This is a genomic window from Streptomyces malaysiense (assembly GCF_000980885.2).
Lineage (GTDB): Bacteria > Actinomycetota > Actinomycetes > Streptomycetales > Streptomycetaceae > Streptomyces > Streptomyces malaysiense.
This window is the reverse complement of record NZ_LBDA02000007.1, coordinates 76,527-100,545: the sequence shown is the minus strand read 5'-3', so window position 1 is coordinate 100,545 and position 24,019 is coordinate 76,527. Positions and strand designations below refer to the sequence as shown.

Sequence of the window (24,019 nt, the reverse complement as noted above, 5' to 3'; positions counted from 1 at the left end):
ACCGGAGTCGGCTTGAGTGTGAATACATCCTCAAATCAAGGGCAGTATGTCTGAAATGTCCGGCCTGACGGAGGCTGACCAGGACTTTTCCGCTGTTCTCGCTGACTCTGGCGGACTTGGCCGCTAGTCTCCGAGCGAGGGTGAACGGGCAAGCGTGTTGCTCGTGGCTCCCCAGGTGTGGGGCGACTAGGTTCCTCACCGGTCCGTATCCGACAGTTCGACATCCGAGGTGACGTAGGCGTGGCTCTTCCGCCCCTTACCCCTGAACAGCGCGCAGCCGCGCTCGAAAAGGCCGCCGCGGCTCGCCGGGAGCGGGCCGAGGTCAAGAATCGACTCAAGCACTCCGGCGCCTCCCTGCACGAGGTGATCAAGCAGGGTCAGGAGAACGACGTCATCGGCAAGATGAAGGTCTCCGCGCTGCTCGAGTCCATGCCGGGCGTGGGCAAGGTCCGCGCCAAGCAGATCATGGAGCGTCTGGGCATCTCCGAGAGCCGCCGTGTGCGGGGTCTCGGCTCCAACCAGATCGCTTCCCTGGAGCGTGAGTTCGGCAGCACCGGCGCCTGAGTCCGGCCCCGCGCCGGACCGGGAGTCCCGGGCACCCCGGGATTGCTGGAATAATCGCTGCATGGCTGCAACATTCCGGGGGACGACCCCCGAGCCCCCGGACGTACGTCCGCGGCTGACCGTGCTCTCCGGCCCCTCGGGGGTCGGCAAGAGCACGGTCGTCGCCCATATGCGCAAGGAACACCCCGAGGTCTGGCTCTCGGTGTCGGCGACGACCCGCAAGCCGCGCCCCGGTGAGCAGCACGGAGTCCACTACTTCTTCGTCACCGACGACGAGATGGACAAGCTGATCGCCAACGGCGAACTGCTGGAGTGGGCCGAATTCGCCGGCAACCGGTACGGCACGCCCCGCGCCGCCGTCCTGGAGCGGCTGGAGAAGGGGGAGCCCGTCCTGCTGGAGATCGACCTCCAGGGCGCCCGTCAGGTCCGTGAGTCCATGTCCGAGGCACGGCTGGTGTTCCTGGCTCCGCCCTCCTGGGAGGAACTGGTGCGCAGGCTGACCGGCCGGGGCACCGAGTCGCCCGAGGTCATCGAGCGCCGCCTGGCGGCGGCCAGGACCGAACTGGCGGCCGAGCCGGAGTTCGACGAGACCCTGGTCAACACCTCCGTCGAGGACGTGGCCCGCGAGCTGCTAGCCTTGATGGACGTTGTGTAATCGTGACTCTGATCACGATCATTGATTCTTTTCCATCCATCGGAAGGTAGAGCGTGTCCTCTTCCATCACCGCGCCCGAGGGCATCATCAACCCGCCGATCGACGAGCTCCTCGAGGCAACCGACTCGAAGTACAGCCTCGTGATCTACGCGGCCAAGCGTGCTCGCCAGATCAACGCGTACTACTCGCAGCTCGGCGAGGGCCTCCTCGAGTACGTGGGTCCGCTCGTCGACACCCACGTGCACGAGAAGCCGCTCTCGATCGCCCTGCGCGAGATCAACGCCGGTCTGCTGACCTCCGAGGCCATCGAGGGCCCCGCGCAGTAAGTACTTCCGGGGCTCGCCCAGTGATTCGAGGGCTCGCCCGGTAGTACGTTCAGACCGCAGATGGTTTTATCCACAGGCCCGGCAGCCATGCTGCCGGGCCTGTGGTGTGTCATGGGTGTTGCAGGTTTTCCGGACCGAGGAGACATGGTGGACAAGCCGAGGGTGGTACTGGGGGTCAGCGGTGGCATCGCCGCCTACAAGGCCTGTGAGCTGCTGAGAAGGTTCACCGAGTCGGGCCACGACGTGCGCGTGGTGCCGACCGCTTCCGCGCTGCGCTTCGTCGGCGCCGCCACCTTCTCCGCCCTGTCCGGCAACCCCGTCGCCACCGAGGTCTGGGACTCCGTGCACGAGGTCCCGCACGTCCGCATCGGCCAGCACGCCGACCTCGTCGTGGTCGCCCCCGCCACCGCCGACATGCTCGCCAAGGCCGCCCACGGACTCGCCGACGACCTGCTCACCAACACCCTCCTGACGGCCCGCTGCCCCGTGGTCTTCGCCCCTGCCATGCACACCGAGATGTGGGAGCACCCCGCCACCCAGGAGAACGTGGCCACGCTGCGCCGCCGCGGCGCCGTCGTCGTCGAGCCGGCCGTCGGCCGCCTCACCGGCGTCGACACCGGCAAGGGCCGGCTGCCCGACCCGGGCGAGATCTTCGAGGTCTGCCGCCGGGTCCTCGCCCGCGGCGTCCGGGAGCCCGATCTGCGCGGCCGCCATGTCGTGGTCTCCGCGGGCGGCACCCGCGAGCCCCTGGACCCGGTGCGCTTCCTCGGCAACCGCTCCTCGGGCAAGCAGGGCTACGCCCTCGCCCGCACCGCCGCCGCCCGCGGCGCCCGGGTGACGCTGATCGCGGCCAACACCCACCTGCCCGACCCCGCGGGCGTGGACCTCGTACGGGTCGGCACCGCCGTCCAGCTGCGCGAGGCCGTGCTGAAGGCCGCGGCGGACGCGGACGCCGTCGTCATGGCCGCGGCCGTCGCCGACTTCCGCCCCGCCGCCTACGCCACCGGCAAGATCAAGAAAAAGGACGGCCAGGAGCCCGAGCCCGTCGTCCTGGTGCGGAACCCGGACATCCTCGCCGAGGTCTCCGCCGAACGGGCCAGGGCCGGACAGGTGATCGTGGGCTTCGCCGCCGAGACCGACGACGTCCTCGCCAACGGCCGCGCCAAGCTCGCCCGCAAGGGCTGCGACCTGCTCGTCGTCAACGAGGTGGGGGAGCGCAAGACCTTCGGATCCGAGGAGAACGAAGCCGTCGTACTGGGCGCCGACGGCAGCGAGAACCCCGTGCCGCACGGGCCCAAGGAGGCCCTCGCCGACGTCGTCTGGGACCTCGTCGTGGACCGCCTCGGCTGACCCCGGCGCGGCCGGCCGGGCGAATCCGGGGACGGATTCAGGCCATGCTCAAGTCGGGTACCGCTACCCTGGCCAAGGTCGTCGGGCATTGTGCACAATGCCCGTGCCGCAGGTCACAGCGCTCCCGAGAGGCGAGACAGTGGCCCATCGGCCGAGCGCGACCGATAAACTGTCGAAGGTCGACCGGGCGCAGCCCCGCGTCGACTGCAAATGATCAGCCAGCAGCCGCTGCAACCACAGGGAGCGTTGTGTCCCGTCGCCTGTTCACCTCGGAGTCCGTGACCGAGGGTCACCCCGACAAGATCGCTGACCAGATCAGCGACACCATTCTCGACGCGCTTCTGCGCGAGGACCCGTCCTCGCGGGTCGCCGTGGAGACGCTCATCACCACCGGCCTGGTGCACGTGGCCGGCGAGGTGACCACCAAGGCGTACGCGGACATCGCCACCCTGGTCCGCGGCAAGATCCTGGAGATCGGCTACGACTCCTCGAAGAAGGGCTTCGACGGCGCCTCCTGCGGCGTGTCGGTGTCCATCGGCGCCCAGTCCCCGGACATCGCGCAGGGCGTCGACACCGCGTACGAGTCCCGCGTCGAGGGCGACGAGGACGAGCTGGACAAGCAGGGCGCGGGCGACCAGGGCCTGATGTTCGGTTACGCGTCCGACGAGACGCCGACCCTGATGCCGCTTCCGGTCTTCCTGGCGCACCGCCTGTCGAAGCGGCTGTCGGACGTCCGCAAGAACGGCACCATCCCCTACCTGCGCCCCGACGGCAAGACGCAGGTCACCATCGAGTACGACGGCGACAAGGCCGTCCGCCTCGACACGGTCGTCGTCTCCTCGCAGCACGCCTCCGACATCGACCTCGAGTCGCTGCTGGCCCCCGACATCCGCGAGTTCGTGGTGGAGCCGGAGCTGAAGGCCCTGCTGGAGGACGGCATCAAGCTGGACACCGAGAACTACCGTCTGCTGGTCAACCCGACGGGCCGGTTCGAGATCGGTGGCCCGATGGGTGACGCGGGCCTGACCGGCCGCAAGATCATCATCGACACGTACGGCGGCATGGCCCGCCACGGTGGCGGCGCGTTCTCCGGCAAGGACCCGTCCAAGGTGGACCGCTCGGCCGCGTACGCGATGCGCTGGGTCGCCAAGAACGTCGTGGCCGCGGGCCTCGCCTCGCGCTGCGAGGTGCAGGTGGCGTACGCGATCGGCAAGGCCGAGCCGGTGGGTCTGTTCGTGGAGACCTTCGGCACGCACAAGGTCGACACCGACCGGATCGAGAAGGCGATCGACGAGGTCTTCGACCTGCGTCCGGCCGCGATCATCCGCGACCTCGACCTGCTCCGCCCGATCTACGCCCAGACCGCCGCGTACGGCCACTTCGGCCGCGAGCTCCCCGACTTCACCTGGGAGCGTACGGACCGCGTGGACGCCCTGCGCAAGGCCGCGGGCGTCTGATCCCGCACCGCGTGACGAGGCCCGGCTCCCCTTCGGGGGAGCCGGGCCTCGGTGTTCTCCGGGCGGGGTTCGGTGCGCGAGCCCCAGCCGGACCCGGCGCCGCGCGCGGTCGGTCTCCAGGACCCTGACCCGAAGCTCCTGCCCGGGAGGAAGCCGTACCGCGCCTCGTCCTCGCGGGCCGGTACCGGATTCAGCGGTGGGCGCGGACAAGGGGTGTCCACGGTGAGGCCGCCGGGCGCTCACGGGGTGAGCGGGTCACGGCTCCTTCCGGGCGTCAGCCCTCGCGGGTCCGAATCGCGACCGGGACGATCGAGGGCCGGCCCGGCACCCCGGGGCGTTGTCAGTCGGGTTTGGTAAGAATGCAAGCGTGAGCAGCGAGAACGGGGGGCCCCGGGCGGACGGGGGAGGCGGGGCCGAAGGGGCGCCGCCGGAGCAGCTTGCGCTCATCCGGGAGAGCGTGCGCAAGGCCGGGACGCCCCGGGCCAAACCGCGGACCTGGCGGGGCGCCGCGCTCGCGGAGCGGCTGCCGGTCGCCCGGGTGCTGGTCGACAAGGGCGTGCTCCACCTCGACCGCTACTTCGACTACGCGGTCCCCGCCGAACTGGACGAACAGGCACAGCCCGGCGTACGGGTGCGGGTGCGCTTCGGCGCCGGACGGCACCGGGTGCGCGAGGGCCGCCGCGAGGGCGGGGGCCTCATCGACGGCTTCCTGATCGAGCGGCTGGCCGAGTCCGACTACTCCGGCCCCCTCGCCGCGCTCGCCCAGGTGGTGTCCCCCGAGCCCGTGCTCGACGAGGAACTGCTCCGCCTCGCCCGCGCCGTCGCCGACCGGTACGCGGGCAGCCTCGCCGACGTCCTCCAGCTCGCCGTACCGCCCCGCAGCGCCCGCGCCGAACGGCGGCCCTCGCCCGCGGCCCTGCCGTCCCCCGAGGCACCCGACCCCGGCTCCTGGACGCGGTACGAACAGGGCGGCGCCTTCCTGCGGACACTGGCCGACGGCGGCGCCCCCCGGGCCGTGTGGCACGCGTTGCCGGGACCGCGGTGGAGCGAGGAACTGGCCCGCGCCGTCGCCGCCACGCTCGCCTCGGGGCGCGGCGCGCTCGTCGTCGTACCCGACGGACGGGCCGCCGCCCGCGTCGACGCCGCCCTGACCGACCTGCTCGGCAAGGGCCACCACGCCCTGCTCACCGCCGACGCCGGGCCCGAGAAGCGGTACGCGCAGTGGCTCGCGGTACGGCGCGGATCCGTGCGCGCGGTCGTCGGCACCCGGGCCGCCATGTTCGCGCCCGTACGGAACCTCGGGCTCGTCGCGATCTGGGACGACGGCGACGACAGCCACAGTGAACAGCACGCCCCCCAGCCGCACGCGCGCGACGTCCTGCTGCTGCGCGCCACCCTCGACAGGTGCGCCTTCCTGCTGGGCGGCTTCGCCTGCACCGTCGAGGCGGCCCAACTGGTCGAGAGCGGCTGGGCGCGCCCCCTGATCGCCGGACGGGAGCAGATACGGCGGTCCGCGCCCCTCGTCCGCACCGTCGGGGACGAGGATCTCGCCCGCGACGAGGCCGCCCGCGCCGCCCGGCTGCCCACCCTCGCCTGGCAGACGGCCCGCGAGGGGCTGCGGCACGGACCGGTGCTGGTCCAGGTGCCGCGCCGCGGGTACGCCCCGCGTATGGCCTGCGACCGGTGCCGGGCGCCGGCGCGCTGCCCGCACTGCTCCGGGCCGCTCCAGGGCCAGGAAGCGGGCCTGCCGCGCTGCGGCTGGTGCGGGCGTGCGGAGGGCGGCTGGCACTGCCCCGAGTGCGGCGGCTTCCGGCTGCGCGCCCAGGTGGTCGGCGCCCGGCGCACCGCCGAGGAACTGGGCCGGGCCTTTCCCGCCGTACCGGTACGCACCTCGGGGCGTGAACACGTACTGGACACCGTGCCGGACACGCCCGCCCTGGTGGTGAGCACCCCGGGCGCCGAACCGGTCGCCGAGGGCGGCTACGCGGCGGCGCTGCTGCTGGACGGCTGGGCCATGCTCGTACGACCCGATCTGCGGGCCGGTGAGGACGCGCTGCGCCGGTGGATCGCGGCGGGGGCGCTGGTCCGGCCGCAGGGCGAGGGCGGCACGGTGGTCGTGGTGGCCGAGCCGACCCTGCGGCCCGTCCAGGCACTGGTGCGCTGGGACCCCGTGGGACACGCGCTTCGGGAACTGTCCGAGCGGGCCGAGCTGGGCTTTCCGCCGGTGTCCCGGATGGCTGCGGTGTCCGGGACGGCGGAGGCTGTCGCGGAGTTCCTCGCCGCGGTCCGACTGCCGTCGGACGCCGAGGTGCTGGGGCCGGTGCCGGTGCCGTCCGCCGCGCCCGGCGGGCCCCGAAGGCCCGGGTCGCCGCCGCCCGGTGAGCACTGGGAGCGGGCTCTCGTACGGGTCCCTCCGGGCAGCGGCTCGGCACTGGCATCCGCCCTGAAGACCGCGCAGGCGGCGCGGATGGCACGGGGGAGCGGGGAGGCGGCGCGGGTGCGGGTGCGGATCGATCCGCCGGACATCGGGTGAGCGCCGGACACCTGGGGCCCGGCAGGGTGCGGGAGCCCGGGGGAGAGGGCCTGTGAACTCCGGGCCCCGTCCCGGGGTTTCCCGGCGGCCTGGCCGTGGGGCCCGTTCCAGGGACCTGTGGACCCGTTCCCGGGCACCGTCCTTGGGCCTGCCGCTGGGACTCCCGCTGAGGCCCGGTCCTGGACCCGAGGCCCGGTCCTGCTGAGTCCTGGTCCTGGGCCCGGCCCTGGGCCTTGGCCCCGAGGTCCGGCCCAGGGGCCTGACCGAGGTGGCGGCCTTCCCGAGCCCTTCCTGGGCCCTCCCGGAGGCGTGCCCGGGGGTCCCGGGAGGGCGGGCGCGGTCAGCCGTTGCGCGGGCCGGGGAATGCCGTCGGGCGGGTGTCCTCCCGGAGCGTGGGGCTGCCCGCGGTCGGCTGGGTGGGCATGGAGCGTGCGGCGGGGACCGTCGGTACCGGCATCGTGGGCAGCCCGGCGTTCACATTGAGCGTGCGGGTGCCGGACGGCTCCGGGGCACGCTCGGCCTCGGCGGCCGCCTGGGCCGCGGCACGACGGGCGCCGTAACGGCGGTGCACCGCCTGCTTGGTGACGCCGAGCGCCGAGCCCACCGCGTCCCAGGAGAAGCCGAGTGAGCGGTCGAAGTCCACGGCGGCCGTGACCAGGGTCTCGACGCTGTCCCGCAGTTCCTGGGCGAGGCGGACCGTCGGGGCGGGGGCGCGTCCGTAGACGACGAAGCCCGTGGACGGGCCGGTGCGGCGCGGGCGGTAGACGTTGCCCAACTGGGCGGTGAGCGTGCGCAGTGCGTCCACCTGCCGGCGGACCCGCTCGATGTCCCGCACCAGCAAGTGCAGGCTGGCCCGAGCCTGGGCGTCGTGGGTTGCGTGGTCGGCCATGAACAAGCCTCTCGAACCGGCGTTGAAAGGGATCGGGCGGCCTAAGCGGCCCTATGTGGTCAACTCTTTCTTGACCAACGCGTATGCGCTCCGCTGGTCACGGGGTGGGGGCGTACGGGCATATGCGTACGCCGTCGGTCCATCCGCGCGCCGCCCCCGATTCCGGTCGGCCCGCGCGTCGGGTGGGTCGATCGCCCCGGTGCTCCGCGCGGTCCCGGTTCCCGGGCGGTCATAGACTGGTGCGCCGCCCGTCCGATCTCCGCCCGAGAGGCCCGATCCCGCCCATGAAGCTCGTCTTCGCCGGTACCCCCGAGGTCGCCGTTCCCGCCCTGGACGCCCTGCTCGCCTCCGGGCGGCACGAGGTGGCCGCCGTCGTCACCCGGCCCGACGCCCCCGCGGGCCGGGGCCGCAGGCTGGTCGCGTCGCCCGTGGCCGAGCGGGCGCAGGAGGCCGGCATCGAGGTGCTCAAGCCGGCCAAGCCGCGCGACCCCGAGTTCCTGGCGCGGCTGACGGAGATCGCCCCGGACTGCTGCCCGGTCGTCGCCTACGGCGCGCTGCTGCCCCGCGTCGCCCTCGACATCCCGGCCCACGGCTGGGTCAACCTGCACTTCTCGCTGCTGCCCGCCTGGCGCGGCGCGGCGCCCGTGCAGCACGCGCTGATGGCGGGCGACGAGATCACGGGCGCGTCCACCTTCCTCATCGAGGAGGGCCTGGACTCCGGGCCGGTGTACGGGACGGTGACCGAGGAGATCCGGCCCACCGACACCAGCGGCGACCTGCTCACCCGGCTGGCGTTCGCCGGGGCCGGGCTGCTCGCGGCGACCATGGACGGCATCGAGGACGGCACCCTGAAGGCCGTACCGCAGCCGGGCGAGGGCATCACCCTCGCGCCGAAGATCAACGTCGAGGACGCCGAGGTGGACTGGGCGGCACCGGCGCTGCGCGTCGACCGGGTCGTGCGCGGGTGCACCCCGGCGCCCGGAGCCTGGACCACCTTCCGCGGCGAGCGGCTCAAGCTCATCCAGGTCGCCCCCGTCCCGGAGCGGACCGATCTCGCCCCGGGCCACCTCGCCGCGGGCAAGAACAGCGTGCACGTGGGCACCGGCTCCTACGCCGTCGAACTCCTCTGGGTCCAGGCCCAGGGCAAGAAGCCGATGCGCGCGGCGGACTGGGCCCGGGGGGCGCGGATCGGCGAGGGGGAGATCCTGGGCGGCTGAGTCCGGCTGAGTCCGGTTGGGGGCTGGCCGGGAGTGAGCCGGCCTCCGGGCCGGAGCCGGAGCCGGGTCCGCCCTCCCGCGTACCCGGCGGCCCGAGCGGCCGGGAGCCCGGCCGCTCGGCGCCCGCGGCCACCCCCGATTCCTCGCCCAGGGTCTCGGGCGCCCCGGCCTGTCCCGGGGCGCGAATGCCCGCGCGAGGGGATGCCTGATCCCTCAGGGCGCCGCGTCGAGCGGCAGGACGCGTCGGAAGACGACCATGGCCCGGCCGGGGCCGTCGTAGTCGTCGACGGTCCTCGCGTCGAATCCGAGGCGGCGGTGGAACGCGATCGATCCGGCGTTGCCGGGTGAGGTGATCGCCTTCAGCCGCTGTGCGCCCTGACGGTGCGCGGCATCGGCGAACGCCGCGTACAGACGACGTCCGAGACCGGTGCCGCGGGCGTCGTCGCGGGTGGCGATCAGGTGTACGTAGCCGGTGCCGGCGGGGGTGACGAACCCGATGACGTACCCATGGATCCCGTCCTCGGCTCGGGCCACCAGGCAGGTCTCGCCGAACTCCCGCACCAGCGCCGAGAGGTGCAGGGCCCGCAGGTCGCGTTTCCCCCAGTAGCGGTGGTGATCGGCGAGGACCTGGTGGATGTCGGCCGTCCCGGCCGGGGTGATCTGTGCGCGCATGACACGGATCATGGCAGGCGTCCTGCCCGTCCCGGCGGCGGAATTCCTCCCGGGCGGCGGAATCCCCGCCGGGCCCCTCCCGCCGCCCTCTCTCCACCCCCGCACCTGCGGCCGTCCCTCTCGACGTAGGCTTGGCCGCATACCCCTTTTCACCTCCGGAGCACCTTTTTCGTGAGCGAGCAGTCACGGCGGGGTCACAAGCCCGCCAAGCCCTACCGGCGTCCCAAGAAGGACCCTGTCCGCATCCTGGCCTTCGAGGCGCTGCGGGCGGTGGACGAGCGGGACGCGTACGCCAACCTCGTGCTGCCCCCGCTGCTGAGGAAGGCACGGGAGAAGGACGACTTCGACGCGCGGGACGCCGCGCTCGCGACCGAGCTGGTGTACGGGACGCTGCGCAGGCAGGGTACGTACGACGCCGTGATCGCCGCCTGTGTGGACCGGCCGCTGCGCGAGGTCGACCCGCCGGTGCTGGACGTGCTGAGCCTCGGCGCGCACCAGTTGCTCGGGACCCGGATCCCGACGCACGCCGCCGTGTCCGCCACCGTGGAGCTGGCCCGGGTCGTGCTGGGCGACGGGCGGGCCAAGTTCGTCAACGCGGTGCTCCGCAAGATCGCGCAGGACGACCTCGACGGCTGGATCGCCAAGGTCGCGCCGCCCTACGACGAGGACCCCGAGGACCACCTCGCCGTCGTGCACTCCCACCCCCGCTGGGTCGTCTCCGCGCTGTGGGACTCCCTGGGCGGCGGGCGGGCCGGCATCGAGGAACTGCTCGCGGCCGACAACGAGCGGCCCCTGGTGACGCTGGTGGCCCGGCCCGGCCGGGCCACCACCGAGGAACTGCTGCGCGAGGAGGCCGCGGAGGCCGGGCGCTGGTCCCCGTACGCCGTGCGGCTGGCCGAGGGCGGGGAGCCGGGCGCGGTCGAGGCGGTGCGCGAGGGCCGCGCCGGGGTGCAGGACGAGGGCAGCCAGCTGGTCGCCCTCGCGCTGGCCAACGCGCCTCTGGAGGGGCCGGACACCAAGTGGCTCGACGGCTGCGCGGGACCCGGCGGCAAGGCCGCCCTGCTGGGGGCGCTCGCCGCCGAACGCGGTGCCGTGCTCCTCGCCTCGGAGAAGCAGCCGCACCGGGCCGGTCTGGTGGCCAGGGCGCTGGCCGGCAATCCGGGGCCGTACCAGGTCATCGCGGCGGACGGCACGCGGCCGCCGTGGCGGCCCGGCAGCTTCGACCGGGTCCTGGTGGACGTGCCCTGCACCGGGCTCGGCGCGCTGCGCCGGCGGCCCGAGGCGCGCTGGCGCAGGCGGCCCGAGGACCTGGACAATTTCGCTCCCCTCCAGCGCGCCCTGCTGCGCACCGCGCTCGACTCGGTGCGCGTCGGCGGCGTCGTCGGCTACGCCACCTGCTCCCCGCACCTCGCCGAGACCCGGGTGGTCGTCGCCGATGTGCTCAAGCAGTACCCGGACGCCGAACTTCTCGACGCCCGGCCGCTCCTGCCCGGGGTCCCCGCGCTCGGGGAGGGCCCGGACATCCAGCTGTGGCCGCACGTGCACGGCACCGACGCGATGTACCTCGCGCTGATCCGCAGGACCGCCGGCTGACGGGCGCGAGGAGCGGCCGCGCGGTTCCCGTCTCACCGGGTGCGTCGGCTTCGTCGCCGTGTGTTGTCCACAGGCGCGAGCGGATCGTCCGATGAACAACGGATCAGTATGATGAGCGGTCTCGCCTGTGGACGGGCGCGAACATCAGTGCCTCGGACATGGCAGTCTTGGGGCATGGCCGCGCAGATCAACCCCAGCATCCTGTCCGCCGACTTCGCACGCCTCGCGGAGGAGGCCAAGGCTGTCCAGGGCGCCGACTATCTCCACGTCGACGTCATGGACAACCATTTCGTCCCCAACCTCACGCTCGGCGTGCCGGTGGTGGAATCCCTGGCCCGTGCGACGGACACCCCGCTGGACTGCCACCTGATGATCGAGGACCCCGACCGCTGGGCTCCCCGGTACGTGGAGGCGGGGGCCTCGTCCGTCACCTTCCACGTGGAGGCGGCCGCCGCCCCGGTCCGTCTCGCCCGCGAGATCCGTGCCAAAGGTGCGCGCGCCTCCATGGCGCTCAAGCCCGCGACGCCGATCGAGCCGTACGAGGACCTGCTGCCGGAACTCGACATGCTGCTGGTCATGACCGTCGAGCCGGGCTTCGGTGGCCAGGCCTTCCTCGACATCATGCTGCCGAAGATCCGCCGTAGCCGGGAGCTGATCGCCAAGCACGGCCTCCAGCTCTGGCTCCAGGTCGACGGCGGTGTCTCGGCGTCCACGATCGAGCGGTGCGCGGAGGCGGGCGCCGATGTGTTCGTGGCCGGCTCGGCGGTCTACGGGGCGAAGGACCCGGCGGAGGCGGTGCGTGCCCTGCGCGCCCAGGCGGACACGGCCACCGCCAAGGCGTCCTGGGCATGCGACCACTGAGCCACGGCTACGTGAACGGTTGAGAGAACGCCGTCCATCAGGGCGGATCAGTCGCGCCGGATCTGCAAGGATGAACGGCGAATCCAGAGTGTGAACAGCAGTGAGGAGATCGCCGTGTCGGGTATGTCGGCGGGCCGGTCAGCCATGCGGATGGGACCCGCTGAGCTGGTCCAGGCGGCGGCCATGGCCCGCCGCTTCTACCTCGAGGGCAAGTCCAAGATCCAGATCGCGGAGGAGTTCGGCGTCAGCCGCTTCAAGGTGGCCCGGGTCCTGGAGACCGCTCTCGAACGGGATCTCGTACGCATCGAGATCCGTGTACCGGCCGAGCTGGACGCCGAGCGCTCCGACGCGCTCCGCGCCCGCTACGGCCTGCGGCACGCCGTCGTGGTCGAGTCCCCGGCCGAGGCCGAGGAGACCCCTGACCCGGAGAACCTCGGCGAGGTCGCCGCGGACCTGCTCGGCGAACTGGTCAACGAGGGGGACGTGCTCGGGCTGGCCTGGGGCCGGTCCACCATCCACATGGCGGCCGCGCTCGACCGGCTGCCGCCGTGCACGGTGGTGCAGCTGACGGGTGTGTACGACGCCGGCACCTCCGAGCGCGGCTCGGTCGAGGCCGTCCGCCGTGCCGCGCAGGTGTCGGGCGGCGACGCCCACCCGATCTACGCGCCGATGCTGCTGCCGGACGCGGCCACCGCGGCGGCCCTGCGCAACCAGACCGGGATCGCCCGTGCCTTCGAGTACTTCGACAAGGTCACGGTCGCCTGCGTCTCCATCGGTTCCTGGGAGCCGGGCATCTCGACGGTGCACGACATGCTCAGCGACGAGGAGCGGGCGCACTACGCCTCGCTCGGCGTCGCCGCCGAGATGGCCGCGCACCTCTTCGACGCCGAGGGGCGCCGGATCGGGCGGGACCTCGGGGAGCGGTGCATCACCGTCAAGGCGGACCAGCTGCGCCGTATCCCGGAGGTCGTCGCGATCGCCGGCGGTCAGCGCAAGGCGTCCGCGATCGACGCGGTGCTCCGCTCCGGGCTGGTCACCAGCCTGGTCACGGACACCTCGGCCGCGGACTACCTGATGACCGCGGGCCCGGCGCCGAAGCCCGCCCTGAGCCGTCAGGACCCCGACGGCCAGTAGGACGGGCGGTGCGGGGGCCGGAGGCGGTCCCTGTGCGCCGTGTGCCGCCCTGCCGCCGGGACCGCGGGCCCGACGGCAGGGCCGGGATGCCGCCGGGGCGGTGACGGTGGCCGGCGGCCGGGCCGTTCGGCGCCCCGCGGCCGGGCACCCCCGGTCGGAGCGCCGCCCTGTCGTCGTCCTGTAGTTCCGTCGTCCTGCCCGCTACCGTCGTGGCAGCATCATCCGCATGCCGTCGTCGCCCCGCTCCCTCCCCCCGACGCCCGAACGGTCCCGTTCCCGGACGCCCGGCCGGCCCTCCTTCCGGCCTCTGTCCCGGCTCATCGCCGGGCTGCTCGTCGTCCTCGCCGTCCTGCTGGCCGGGTGCTCCCCGACCGCGCCGACCGGTAGCGGCACGAGCGGGACGCCCACCGGCGCGTCCGCCGGATCCGTCGCCACCCCGGGCTGGGCCGAGGGCATGGCGACCGTGCCCGAGTCGCGGCTGCCGGCCGAGGCGCGGCGGACGCTGGCGCTCATCGACCGGGGCGGGCCCTACCCCTACGCGCGGGACGGCATCGTCTTCGGGAACTTCGAGCGGCACCTGCCGAAGCACCAGCGCGGTTACTACCACGAGTACACCGTGCGGACACCGGGCTCGCGCGACCGCGGGGCCCGGCGCATCATCACCGGGCAGGGCGGGGAGTTCTACTACACCGGTGATCACTACAACTCGTTCCGGGCGGTACTGAGATGACCGAGAACCTCACGGACCGCCGGGTCGTCGCCCTGGACCTCACCGGGGTCACGGACAAGTCCGGCCTGATGGACGCCGTGGCACGCGCCCTGCGCCTGCCCGACTGGTTCGGCCGGAACTGGGACGCGCTCCTCGACAGCCTCTGCGACCCCTCGGTCTGGCCGCCCGAGGCGGGCGGACGCGGCCTGCTGCTCGTCGTCACGGGCTGGGAAGCCTATGCACGGACCCGGCCCGACGAGTGGCGCGTGGCCCGCGAGGTCTTCACCGAGGCGACCGAACGCCCCGCACCCCTCACCGTGGCCCTCGCCCTGGCCTGAGGGCACTCGGGGCGGCCCCTTCGGCGGTGGCCGGCGTCAGCCGGGCCGCCACTTCGCGGGGGCGGCCGAACGGGCCGACCGGGTGCCCGGGGCGCGCCGCCCCGTGAACGTCGCCGCGAGCCCCCGGGCGGATCGGCCCGGGACCCCACGGACCTCCGGCGGGTCCATGACCCGGTACGTCCGGACGGACCCGGCGAGGCGGCGGCCGCGGCGACGGCGCTCCTGGAGCGGGCGCGGCGCCGAGGGCCGACCGGACGCGCCGCACGGCGCCCGCGAGGCGTTCCGGCGCGAGACGCCCGCCGCGCCGCGCGGGCCGGGCGCGCGGCCTTCGGCGGATCCTCCGAAGCCGGGCCGGCCACGCTGGAGGTTCCGCCCGGGGACGGTCGGCGCCGGGCCATGGGAGAATGAAGTACGTGCTCTTTTTCCCCTGGCGCACCCGTCGGGGGGTCACCTCTGAACGACTGGGATGTGCGGCACGTGCGTTTCCTCAATGACATCCGGCCCACGTACGACCTGACGTACGACGACGTGTTCATGGTGCCGAGCCGCTCCGCGGTGGGCTCCCGGCAGGGCGTGGACCTCAGCTCGCCGGACGGCACGGGAACGACCATCCCGCTCGTCGTCGCCAACATGACCGCCATCGCCGGCCGCCGTATGGCCGAGACCGTGGCCCGCCGCGGCGGCCTCGTGGTCATCCCGCAGGACATCCCGAACGATGTGATCATCGACGTGGTGTCCTGGGTGAAGAGCCGCCACCTGGTGCTGGACACCCCCATCGTGCTGGCCCCGCACCAGACCGTCGCCGACGCCCTCGCGCTGCTGCCCAAGCGGTCGCACAACGCGGGCGTGGTCGTGGACGACGAGCGGCGTCCCGTCGGTGTCGTCACCGACGCGGACCTCTCCGGTGTCGACCGCTTCACCCAGCTCGAAGTGGTCATGTCCAAGGACCTGCTCCTGCTGGACGCGGACATCGACCCCCGCGAGGCCTTCAACACCCTCGACGCGCACAACCGCCGCTACGCCCCGGCCGTCGACAAGGACGGCAGGCTGGCCGGCATCCTCACCCGCAAGGGCGCCCTGCGCGCGACCCTCTACACCCCGGCCGTGGACGCGAACGGCAGGCTGCGCGTCGCCGCCGCCGTCGGTATCAACGGCGATGTGGCGGGCAAGGCCAAGGAACTGCTCGACGCGGGTGTGGACACGCTCGTCATCGACACCGCGCACGGCCACCAGGAGTCGATGATCAGCGCGATCAAGGTGGTGCGGGCGCTCGACCCGCGGGTGCCGATCGTCGCGGGCAACATCGTCTCCGCCGAGGGCGTCAAGGACCTGATCGACGCGGGCGCGGACATCATCAAGGTCGGTGTCGGCCCCGGCGCCATGTGCACCACCCGGATGATGACCGGCGTGGGCCGCCCGCAGTTCTCCGCGGTCCTCGAATGCGCCGCCGAGGCGAAGAAGTACGGCAAGCACGTGTGGGCCGACGGCGGCGTCCGCCACCCGCGCGACGTGGCCATGGCGCTGGCCGCCGGCGCCTCGAACGTGATGGTGGGCTCCTGGTTCGCCGGTACGTACGAGTCCCCGGGCGACCTCCAGCACGACGCGAACGGCCGCCCGTACAAGGAGTCGTTCGGCATGGCGTCCGCGCGCGCGGTGCGCAACCGCACCTCGGAGGAGTCGTCCTACGACCGTGCCCGCAAGGCGCTGTTCGAGGAGGGCATCTCCACCTCGCGGATGTTCCTCGACCCGGCCCGCCCGGGTGTCGAGGACCTGATCGACTCGATCATCGCGGGCGTCCGCTCCTCCTGCACCTACGCCGGTGCCGACTCGCTGGAGGAGTTCGCCGAGCGGGCCGTCGTCGGCGTCCAGAGCGCGGCCGGGTACGCCGAGGGCAAGCCGCTGCACGCCAGCTGGAGCTGATCACGCGCTCTTCGGCCCCCGCCGCTGCCGGCGGGGGCCGTCGGCGTCCGGCGACCGGAGCACGGTGTTCCGTCACGTGACGTACCGTGGACGCGATGATCACCCGTCAGCAGCCGTCCGCGGGCCTCGGCGCGCGCCTGCTGCGCCGCAAGCCCGTGGAACTGCTGGTCGCCGGGGGCGGCCACGGCGGGGGCGGAACGCTGCGGCGCGCCCTCGGGCTGTGGCAGCTGACCATGATCAGCATCGGTGCCACCCTCGGCACCGGTCTCTTCGTGGTCCTCGGCGAGGCCGTCCCCAGGGCGGGCCCCGCCGTCATCCTGTCCTTCGTGCGAACTGCTGCGCGGCACGGTCGGCTTCACCTTCCCGGCCGCCCTGTCCGCCCCGCCGGGTCACGGCGGCGTCTTCAACCTGCCCGCCCTGCTCGTCGTACTGCTCGCCATGGTGTTCCTGCTCGGCGGCGTCGGGTGCACCCGAGGAGCGGCACGCCGCGGGCCAACACCGTCATCGTGTCCCTGTTCTGCGGCGTCCTCGCCGCCGCGGTCCCGCTGGGACAGCTGGCCGACGCCACCAGCATCGGCACGCTGTTCGCCTTCGCGCTCGTCAATGTGGCGGTCGTGGTGCTGCGGCGGACGCAGCCGGGCATGCGGCGCACCTTCCGGGTGCCGCTGTCGCCGCTCCTGCCCGCGCTCGGCTTCTTCTTCTGCGTGTGGCTCATGGCCAGCCTGTCCACCGCGACCTGGACGGTGTTCGGTGTCTGGCTGGCGGCCGGGCTCGTGTTCTACTTCGTATACGGCTTTCGCCGGTCCCGTCTCGCGAAAAAGTAAGTGAACCACCCGCTGTGTTGAACGATCTCGACGAACGCATCGTGCACGCCCTCGCCGAGGACGCCCGCCGCTCCTACGCGGACATCGGGCAGATGGTCGGACTGTCCGCGCCGGCGGTGAAACGGCGCGTGGACCGATTGCGGGCCACCGGAGCGATCACCGGGTTCACCGTGCGGGTGGACCCCGCGGCGCTCGGCTGGGAGACCGAGGGGTACATCGAGATCTACTGCCGCCGGAACACGTCGCCGGAGACGATCCTGCGGGGCCTGGAGCGGTACCAGGAGGTCGTGGCGGCGTCGACGGTCACCGGGGAGGCGGACGCGATCGCGCAGGTCTTCGCCTCCGACATGCGGCACTTCGAACGGGTCCTGGAGCGGATCGCGGGCGAGCCGTTCGTGGAGCGGACGAAGTCCGTGCTGGTGCTGTCGCCCCTGCTGCGGAGGTTCTCCTCCGGGGCGCCGGGATAGCACTCGGCCCGCGGCGCCCTGCTCCGGCCCCGGGTCCGTCCCGCCTTCTCGCGCTTTCCCGCGTCCCTCAGGGGCGTCCTAGTCCGCCGTCTTCCGCGAGAGCGCGTTGTTCCCGATCGAGTTGTGCACGCTGAACGTCACCGCGTCCGGGCGGTAGCGGTCGTCGGACCATTCCACCGGGCGGCCCTCCCGGGTCGTCGTCACGCGGCGGACGCGCAGGAGGGGGCTGGTGCGGCGGACGCGGAGCAGTCCGGCGTCGCGCGCACCGCAGGCCACCGCGTCGATGATGTGCTCGCCGTAGGCGAAGACCAGGCCGGTCTCGTCGTACAGGCGCTGGGTGACGGAGGGGCAGTCGGGATCGATGGACTCGACGGCGGGGGAGATCCAGTCGGCGTAGACCGTGCGTTCGAGCAGGACCGGGTCGCCGTCCAGGCCGCGCAGCCTGAGGACGTGCAACACGGGTGTGCGCAGCGGGAGCTGGAGCCGGGCGGCGTCCTCGTGGGTGGCCGGGCGGTAGGACTGCTCGACCACGTGCCCGGTCGCCTCGCGGCCCATCGCGCGGGCCCACTGGGCGAAGCTGCGCAGCTCCTCGAAGCTCTGGCTGCGGCGGCTCGCGAGGACGACGCGGCGGGCACCCTGGCGGGAGCCGATCAGCCCCTCCGCGGTGAGCGCGGCGACGGCCTGGCGGACCGTCCCGCGCGAGACGCCGTAGTGGGCGGCCAGCTCCGACTCCGAGGGCAGGCGGCCACCGACCGTGTACTGCTCGCGGTCGATCGCCCGGCGCAGCTCGTCGGCGATCTCCTCGTGTCGCGCCGTCATGCTTCCCCTCTGCGTAGGCGGCTGTGCACAGCGTGACCAGCCTAATCGACGTTTCACAGTGTGCCGGGCGGGCCGCAACTGTGCAGGGAATCGGCGGCTCATGTTCCCTCCGTGTTCACGGACAGGACACCGGGGGCGGGCGTACTGAGGCCGACTTGTTCAGACAAGTTTGTCGAGCGGGTCCGCAATCCCCCGTAGCACCTCACCCTCGTGCTCCCCCTGGAGAGACCGTGAAGTTGTCCCTGCCGAGAAACGCCGCGCTCGGCGGCTCCCTCGCCGTCGTCGCCGCGCTCGCGCTGAGCGCCTGCGGCGCCGCCCCCGACAACGCGTCGACCACCACCAAGGACGGCAAGAGCGCCGCCACCGCCACCTCCGCGGCCGACTTCGGCGGCATGGACGCCCTCGTCAAGGCGGCCCGGAAGGAGGGCTCGCTGCACATCATCGCGGTGCCCCGCGACTGGGCCAACTACGGCGCGATCATCGACGCCTTCCAGAAGAAGTACGGCATCAAGATCCAGGACGAGAGCCCCGACGGCTCCAGCCAGGACGAGATCAACGCCGTCACCTCCCGCAAGGGCCAGGACCGCGCCCCCGACGTCCTGGACCTCGGCAGCTCCTTCGCCCTCAGCGCCGCCCAGCAGGGCCTGCTCGCCCCCTACAAGGTGGCCGCCTTCGGCGACATCCCGGCCGGCCAGAAGGACCCGCAGGCGCGCTGGTACAACGACTACGGCGGCTACATCTCCATCGGCTGCGACGCCAAGCGCGTCAAGGTGTGCCCGACCACCTTCAAGGACCTGCTCAAGCCCCGGTACAAGGGCCAGGTCGCGCTCAACGGCAACCCCACCAAGTCCGGTTCGGCCTTCGGCGGCGTCTACGCGGCGGCGCTCGCGAACGGCGGCTCCTTCGGCGACATCCAGCCCGGCCTGGACTTCTTCGCCGAGCTGAAGAAGAACGGCAACTACACGCCGGTCGAGTCCACCCCGGCCACCGTGGAGAAGGGCGAGACCCCGATCTCCATCGACTGGGACTACCTGAACGCCGGTTACGCCGACGAGTTCAAGTCCAAGGGCCTCGACTGGAAGGTGGCCGTCCCGAGCGACGGCCAGTACGCCCAGTACTACTCCCAGGCCGTCACCAAGGACGCCCCGCACCCCGCGGCCGCCCGCCTGTGGCAGGAGTTCCTGTACAGCGCCGAGGGTCAGAACCTGTGGCTCAAGGGCTACGCCCGCCCGGCCCTGATGACCTCCATGCAGTCGGCCGGCACCCTCGACAAGACCGCCGCCGCCAAACTGCCCCAGGTCACCGGGTCGGCTTCCTTCCCGACCGAGGCCGAGCAGAGCAAGGCCAAGACGGTCATCGCGCAGGGCTGGGGTAAGGCCGTCTCCGGATGACCACCGCCCTCCCCCGTACGGACGTGGCGCCCGTCGCTTCGGCGAAGCGGCGGCGCCGCGCCCCGGGCTGGCTGGCCGTGCTGCCGCTGCTGGTCTTCACCGCCGTCGCCTTCGGCCTGCCCGCCCTCGCGATCCTCGACGGCGCCTTCACCACGAAGGACGCCACCACCGGCGCCACCTCCTACACCGGCGCCAACATGACGGCCTCGCTGCACGGGGCGTACCTCACCGCCCTGCTCGGCAGCGTCAAGCTGTCCGCGATCTCCGCCGTGCTCGGCGCCCTGTTCGGACTGCCGCTCGCCCAGGCCGTCGCGAGCTCCCGCTCCCGCGCGCTGCGCGAGGCCGTGCTGACCGCGTCCGGTGTGCTCGCCAACTTCGGCGGCGTTCCGCTGGCCTTCGCCTTCGTCGCCACCCTCGGCAACGCGGGCGTGCTCACCCTGCACCTCGGTCTGAAGGACAGCGGCTGGGACCTGTACAGCTTCTGGGGACTGGTCCTCGTCTACCTGTACTTCCTCATCCCGCTCATGGTCCTCACCATCACCCCCGCCCTCGACGGCCTGCGCGTCCAGTGGCGGGAGGCCGCGCTGAACAACGGCGCCACCGGCACGCAGTACTGGCGGCACGTCGCCCTGCCCGTGCTCGCGCCCTCCCTGCTCGGCGGATTCGTGCTGCTGTTCGGCAGCGCCTTCGCCGCCTACGCCACCGCCGCCGCGATGGTCGGCAGCGCGGTCCCGCTGGTCACCCTCCAGATCGCCGACGCCCTGTCCGGCAACGTCCTGGTCGGGCAGGAGAACGTCGCCCTGGCCCTCAGCCTCGACATGGTCCTGGTGGCCGGCCTGGTGATGGCCGTGTACCTGCCCCTGCAACGCCGGAGCGCCCGATGGCTCGACGCCTGACCCCCTGGCGGTGGGCCGTCCTCGGCCTCGCCGCCCTGTACTTCCTGGTCCCGCTCGCCGCCTCCGTGATCTTCACGGTGGACGACCCCGGCGGCATCAGCTTCGACGCCTACACCAAGATCCTCTCCACCGGCGGCTTCGTCTCCAGCCTGCTGCTGTCGCTGGAGCTGGCCGTGGCCACCATCGTGGTCGTGCTGCTGCTGATGGTGCCCGCCGTGGTCGCCCTCAGGCTCGGTGCGCCCCGGCTGCGCCCGGTGGTCGAGGTGGTCTGCTCGCTGCCGCTGGTGGTGCCGCCGATCGCGTTCGTCGCGGGCATCGTCACCGTGCTCAAGTGGGGCCCGGACCATCTGTCCCGGACCCCGCTGTTCCAGACCTTCGTGGCGATCCAGAACCCCAACTTCCCCGTCGTCCTGGTCCTCGCCTACGTCGTGATGGCGCTGCCCTTCGTGTACCGGGCGCTGGACGCGGGCCTGCGCGCCATCGACGTGCGCACCCTGGTGGAGGCCGCCCGCAGCTGCGGCGCCTCCTGGCCCAAGGCGCTGCTGCGGGCGGTACTGCCCAATCTGCGCGGGGCGCTGCTGAACGCGTCCTTCCTCACGCTGGCGCTGGTCCTCGGCGAGTTCACCGTCGCCCAGCTGCTCGGCTACCAGCCCTTCGCCGTATGGATCTACAACGTCGGCAGCGACCAGGCCCAGATGTCCGTCGCCGTGTCCGTGCTCAGCCTGCTCGTCACCTGGGCCCTGCTCCTCGCGCTCGCCGGCGTCGGCGGCGGACGCAACCGAACCGCTCCTTCCCGGGGATGACCACACACCATGACCGCCACCACACTTGAGAAGACCGCCACCGAGCAGGCGGCGACCGTCGAATTCCGCGGCCTGCGCCGCGAGTTCGGTGCCACCGTCGCCCTCGACGGACTCGACCTCACCGTCCGGCCGGGCGAGTTCCTGGCCCTGCTCGGCCCCTCCGGCTGCGGCAAGACCACCGCCCTGCGCATGCTCGCCGGGTTCGAACACCCCGACTCCGGCGCGGTGCTGGTGGACGGCCGGGACATCACCCAGGTGCCGGCCCACCGCCGCGACGCCGGGATGGTCTTCCAGTCGTACAGTCTCTTCCCGCATCTCGACGCCATCGACAACGTGGCCTTCGGGCTGCGCATGCGGGGTGTCCGGGCTGCCGAACGTCGCGCCAGGGCTGCCGAGTTGCTGGAACTGGTCGGCCTCGGCGACAAGGGTGAGCGCTTCCCGCACCAGCTCTCCGGCGGCCAGCAGCAGCGCATCGCGCTCGCCCGTGCCCTCGCCCTGCGCCCCCGCGTCCTGCTGCTCGACGAGCCGCTGTCCGCGCTGGACGCCAAGGTCCGGCTGAGCCTGCGCGAGGAGATCCGCCGGCTCCAGCAGGAACTCGGCATCACCACGCTGTTCGTCACCCACGACCAGGAGGAGGCCCTGTCGGTCGCCGACCGGGTCGCGGTGATGCGCGCCGGCCGGCTCGAACAGTGTGCCGAACCGGCCGAGTTGTACGGCCGTCCCGCCACCGCCTTCGTCGCCGAGTTCGTCGGCACCATGAGCCGGATCCCCGGCGAGCTGAAGGACGGCACCGTCGAGGTGCTCGGACAGCGGCTGCCCGCCGACGGCGAGGCGGCGGACGGCGCGGTGGACGTCCTGGTGCGGCCGGAGAACCTGCTGGTGCGGGCCGACGAGCGGGGCGGCGCCCGGGTCGTCGCCACCGCCTTCCTCGGCGCGGTCGTCCGGCTCACCGTACGGCTCGCCGACGGTACCGAGGCCAAGGCCGACCTGCCCGCGCACGAGGCCGCGGGCCTGGGCGCCGGAGCCGCCGTCACCGCATCGCTGCCGGAGCGCCCCGTGCTCGTGGCCGCCCGCACCGAGAACTGAGGACAGACCCCACGTGACCACCCCCCACAACTCCCGGCTCCCGCTCCAGGCAGTCCTGTTCGACATGGACGGCACGCTCGTCGACACCGAGCGCCTGTGGTGGGAGGCGGTCGAGGCCGTCGCCGGCCGGCCGCTGACCGAGGCCGACCAGCCGGATGTGCTCGGCCGCCCGGTGGAACACACCGCCGACTGGCTCGCCCGCACCACCGGGCGGCCCGCCCGGCACCTCGCAGCCGGACTCCACCGCGAGTTCGCCGACCGGGTCCGCACCGGGATCGTGCCCCGCCCCGGCGCCCTCGCCCTGCTGGCCGCGCTGGCCGCCGAGGGTGTCCCGACGGCCCTGGTCACCGCGTCCCCGCGCGCGGTCGCCGACGTCGTCGTCGAGGCCCTCGGCACCCACCGGTTCGCGGTCTCCGTCACGGCCGACGACACCGCCCGCACCAAGCCCGACCCCGAGCCCTACCTCGCCGCCTGCCGTGCGCTCGGCGTCGAGCCGGCGGCCTGTGTGGCCGTCGAGGACACCGCGACCGGCGTGGCCTCCGCCGAGGCCGCCGGGTGCGCGGTGCTGGCCGTGCCCTCCCTCGCCCCGATCGGCGCCGCGCCCGGCCGCACCGTGCGGGACAGCCTGGCCCCCGTCACCGTCGAGGAGCTGAGGGCCATGACCGCACCCGCCCTGACCGTCATGAGCTGGAACCTCTGGCTCGGCGGCGCGCCGATCGACGACCACCGGGCCAAGCAGGTCAAGGTGATCCTGGACAGCGGGGCCGACGTCGTCGGGCTCCAGGAGACCGCGGGCACCGCCGCCCAGGAACTGGCCGAGGCCCTCGGCTGGCACCACCACCGGGCCGGCGAGAACCTCGGCGTCATCAGCCGCCACCCGATCACCGCCCGCTTCGGCGACCCGGACGTCGGCTTCTACGGCGCCGCGGGCGTCCGCGTCCAGATCGCTCCCGGCCGCGCGGTCGACGTGTGGACCGCCCATCTGCACTACACGCCGTACGGGCCCTACGAGTCCGCCTTCGACGGGCTGCCGGCGGCCGAGCTGATCGCCCACGAGGAACTGCGGCTCGCCCAGATGCGCGAGGCGCTGGAGCGGATCGAGAAGGCCTCCGAGGAGGGCGTCCCGGTGGTCCTGACCGGCGACTTCAACTGCCCCTCGCACCTGGACCGGCCCGAGGTGGCGTGGCCGGTGACGAAGGCCGCAGAGGAGGCGGGGCTCGCCGACTCCTACCGCCAGACTCACCCCGACCCCCTGGCGGTCCCCGGACACACCTGGTCGCCGATCCACCCGGTGCACGAGGACGGCAGCGGGCGGCCCGAGCCGCAGGACCGGATCGACTACGTCCTGCACCGGGGCCTGAACGTGCGGAGCGCGCGCACCGTGGTCACCGGTGACCCCCGCCCTTGGCCGGACGTGGCCGAAAACGAATGGCCCTCCGACCATGCGGCGGTCCTCGCTTCCTTTGCGTTTCCTCTGAGCTGACCTGGGGATACCGGGGGTCGGCGTTGCGGTTC

22 protein-coding genes and 1 pseudogene are annotated in these 24,019 nt (G+C 73.0%); 20 read left to right on the top strand and 3 right to left on the bottom strand.

The genetic code is table 11. From position 1 onward, the window contains the following. Positions 1-240 precede the first annotated feature (240 nt). The 6 genes from VT52_RS04115 (at position 241) to VT52_RS04090 (ending at position 6,885) form a co-directional block, all read left to right on the top strand. Positions 241-564 carry an integration host factor gene (locus VT52_RS04115; protein ID WP_037651003.1) on the top strand — a complete coding sequence of 108 codons (324 nt, stop codon included), beginning with the start codon at positions 241-243 and terminating at the stop codon, positions 562-564. Positions 565-625: 61 nt separating this feature from the next. Further along, entirely contained in the window at positions 626-1,219 is a 594-nt protein-coding gene (gene gmk / locus VT52_RS04110) for a guanylate kinase (RefSeq protein ID WP_046423710.1), read from the top strand. Positions 1,220-1,272: 53 nt separating this feature from the next. After that, positions 1,273-1,545 carry a DNA-directed RNA polymerase subunit omega gene (gene rpoZ, locus VT52_RS04105; protein WP_005319902.1) on the top strand — a complete coding sequence of 91 codons (273 nt, stop codon included), beginning with the start codon at positions 1,273-1,275 and terminating at the stop codon, positions 1,543-1,545. 144 nt (positions 1,546-1,689) lie between these two features. Further along, complete coding sequence (gene coaBC / locus VT52_RS04100; protein ID WP_240509636.1) at positions 1,690-2,895, top strand: bifunctional phosphopantothenoylcysteine decarboxylase/phosphopantothenate--cysteine ligase CoaBC; 1,206 nt, start codon at positions 1,690-1,692, stop codon at positions 2,893-2,895. Positions 2,896-3,143: 248 nt separating this feature from the next. Further along, the gene (gene metK / locus VT52_RS04095) at positions 3,144-4,352 is read left to right on the top strand and encodes a methionine adenosyltransferase (RefSeq protein ID WP_037650999.1); all 1,209 of its coding nucleotides are present in this window, start codon (positions 3,144-3,146) and stop codon (positions 4,350-4,352) included. Between the two features lie 367 nt (positions 4,353-4,719). Next, entirely contained in the window at positions 4,720-6,885 is a 2,166-nt protein-coding gene (locus VT52_RS04090; RefSeq protein WP_046423715.1) for a primosomal protein N', read from the top strand. Between the two features lie 340 nt (positions 6,886-7,225). Here VT52_RS04090 and VT52_RS04085 read toward each other — a convergent pair whose 3' ends face one another. Further along, the gene (locus VT52_RS04085) at positions 7,226-7,774 is read right to left on the bottom strand and encodes a hypothetical protein (RefSeq protein ID WP_046423716.1); all 549 of its coding nucleotides are present in this window, start codon (positions 7,772-7,774) and stop codon (positions 7,226-7,228) included. 284 nt (positions 7,775-8,058) lie between these two features. Here VT52_RS04085 and fmt point away from each other — a divergent pair, with 284 nt between their 5' ends. Further along, positions 8,059-8,991 (top strand): methionyl-tRNA formyltransferase, encoded by a 933-nt coding sequence (gene fmt, locus VT52_RS04080; protein WP_046423717.1) that lies wholly within the window; start codon positions 8,059-8,061, stop codon positions 8,989-8,991. A 213-nt stretch (positions 8,992-9,204) separates the two neighbouring features. Here the strand turns inward: fmt and VT52_RS04075 are convergent, their stop codons facing one another. Next, positions 9,205-9,663 (bottom strand): GNAT family N-acetyltransferase, encoded by a 459-nt coding sequence (locus tag VT52_RS04075; protein WP_240509635.1) that lies wholly within the window; start codon positions 9,661-9,663, stop codon positions 9,205-9,207. A 171-nt stretch (positions 9,664-9,834) separates the two neighbouring features. On the opposite strand from VT52_RS04075, the gene VT52_RS04070 reads away from it, so the two are divergent. The 8 genes and pseudogenes from VT52_RS04070 (at position 9,835) to VT52_RS04035 (ending at position 17,509) form a co-directional block, all read left to right on the top strand. Beyond that, positions 9,835-11,256 carry an RsmB/NOP family class I SAM-dependent RNA methyltransferase gene (locus tag VT52_RS04070; protein WP_046423721.1) on the top strand — a complete coding sequence of 474 codons (1,422 nt, stop codon included), beginning with the start codon at positions 9,835-9,837 and terminating at the stop codon, positions 11,254-11,256. A 174-nt stretch (positions 11,257-11,430) separates the two neighbouring features. Beyond that, complete coding sequence (rpe, locus tag VT52_RS04065; protein ID WP_046423723.1) at positions 11,431-12,117, top strand: ribulose-phosphate 3-epimerase; 687 nt, start codon at positions 11,431-11,433, stop codon at positions 12,115-12,117. A 90-nt stretch (positions 12,118-12,207) separates the two neighbouring features. After that, a complete protein-coding gene (locus tag VT52_RS04060; protein WP_046423724.1) occupies positions 12,208-13,251 on the top strand; it encodes a sugar-binding transcriptional regulator in 1,044 nt (347 codons plus the stop codon). Positions 13,252-13,477: 226 nt separating this feature from the next. Then, on the top strand, positions 13,478-13,981 hold the full coding sequence (locus tag VT52_RS04055; RefSeq protein ID WP_079174818.1) for a guanyl-specific ribonuclease: 504 nt from the start codon (positions 13,478-13,480) through the stop codon (positions 13,979-13,981). Beyond that, the gene (locus VT52_RS04050) at positions 13,978-14,298 is read left to right on the top strand and encodes a barstar family protein (protein WP_046423726.1); all 321 of its coding nucleotides are present in this window, start codon (positions 13,978-13,980) and stop codon (positions 14,296-14,298) included. The genes VT52_RS04055 and VT52_RS04050 overlap by 4 nt, the downstream gene beginning before the upstream one ends. A gap of 477 nt (positions 14,299-14,775) precedes the next feature. Further along, positions 14,776-16,218, top strand: a complete 1,443-nt coding sequence (locus VT52_RS04045; protein WP_046423747.1) for a GuaB1 family IMP dehydrogenase-related protein — start codon at positions 14,776-14,778, stop codon at positions 16,216-16,218. 95 nt (positions 16,219-16,313) lie between these two features. Further along, positions 16,314-17,042: pseudogene (locus VT52_RS04040) on the top strand (amino acid permease C-terminal domain-containing protein). 14 nt (positions 17,043-17,056) lie between these two features. After that, entirely contained in the window at positions 17,057-17,509 is a 453-nt protein-coding gene (locus VT52_RS04035) for an Lrp/AsnC family transcriptional regulator (RefSeq protein ID WP_046423727.1), read from the top strand. 78 nt (positions 17,510-17,587) lie between these two features. On the opposite strand, the gene VT52_RS04030 is transcribed toward VT52_RS04035, so the two are convergent. Continuing rightward, positions 17,588-18,328: a GntR family transcriptional regulator gene (locus VT52_RS04030; protein WP_046423729.1), complete on the bottom strand. Its 741-nt coding sequence runs from the start codon at positions 18,326-18,328 to the stop codon at positions 17,588-17,590. A gap of 230 nt (positions 18,329-18,558) precedes the next feature. On the opposite strand from VT52_RS04030, the gene VT52_RS04025 reads away from it, so the two are divergent. Genes VT52_RS04025 through VT52_RS04005 form a run of 5 tightly spaced genes read left to right on the top strand, consistent with a single transcriptional unit; the run spans position 18,559 to position 23,987 of the window. Continuing rightward, entirely contained in the window at positions 18,559-19,719 is a 1,161-nt protein-coding gene (locus tag VT52_RS04025; RefSeq protein WP_046423734.1) for an ABC transporter substrate-binding protein, read from the top strand. Then, a complete protein-coding gene (locus VT52_RS04020) occupies positions 19,716-20,615 on the top strand; it encodes an ABC transporter permease (RefSeq protein ID WP_046423735.1) in 900 nt (299 codons plus the stop codon). The genes VT52_RS04025 and VT52_RS04020 overlap by 4 nt, the downstream gene beginning before the upstream one ends. Beyond that, entirely contained in the window at positions 20,600-21,418 is an 819-nt protein-coding gene (locus VT52_RS04015) for an ABC transporter permease (protein WP_046423737.1), read from the top strand. Before VT52_RS04020 ends, VT52_RS04015 begins: the two co-directional genes overlap by 16 nt. A 9-nt stretch (positions 21,419-21,427) precedes the next feature. Continuing rightward, positions 21,428-22,504 carry an ABC transporter ATP-binding protein gene (locus VT52_RS04010; RefSeq protein ID WP_046423739.1) on the top strand — a complete coding sequence of 359 codons (1,077 nt, stop codon included), beginning with the start codon at positions 21,428-21,430 and terminating at the stop codon, positions 22,502-22,504. A 13-nt stretch (positions 22,505-22,517) separates the two neighbouring features. After that, the gene (locus tag VT52_RS04005; RefSeq protein ID WP_276207937.1) at positions 22,518-23,987 is read left to right on the top strand and encodes an HAD-IA family hydrolase; all 1,470 of its coding nucleotides are present in this window, start codon (positions 22,518-22,520) and stop codon (positions 23,985-23,987) included. Positions 23,988-24,019 lie beyond the last annotated feature (32 nt).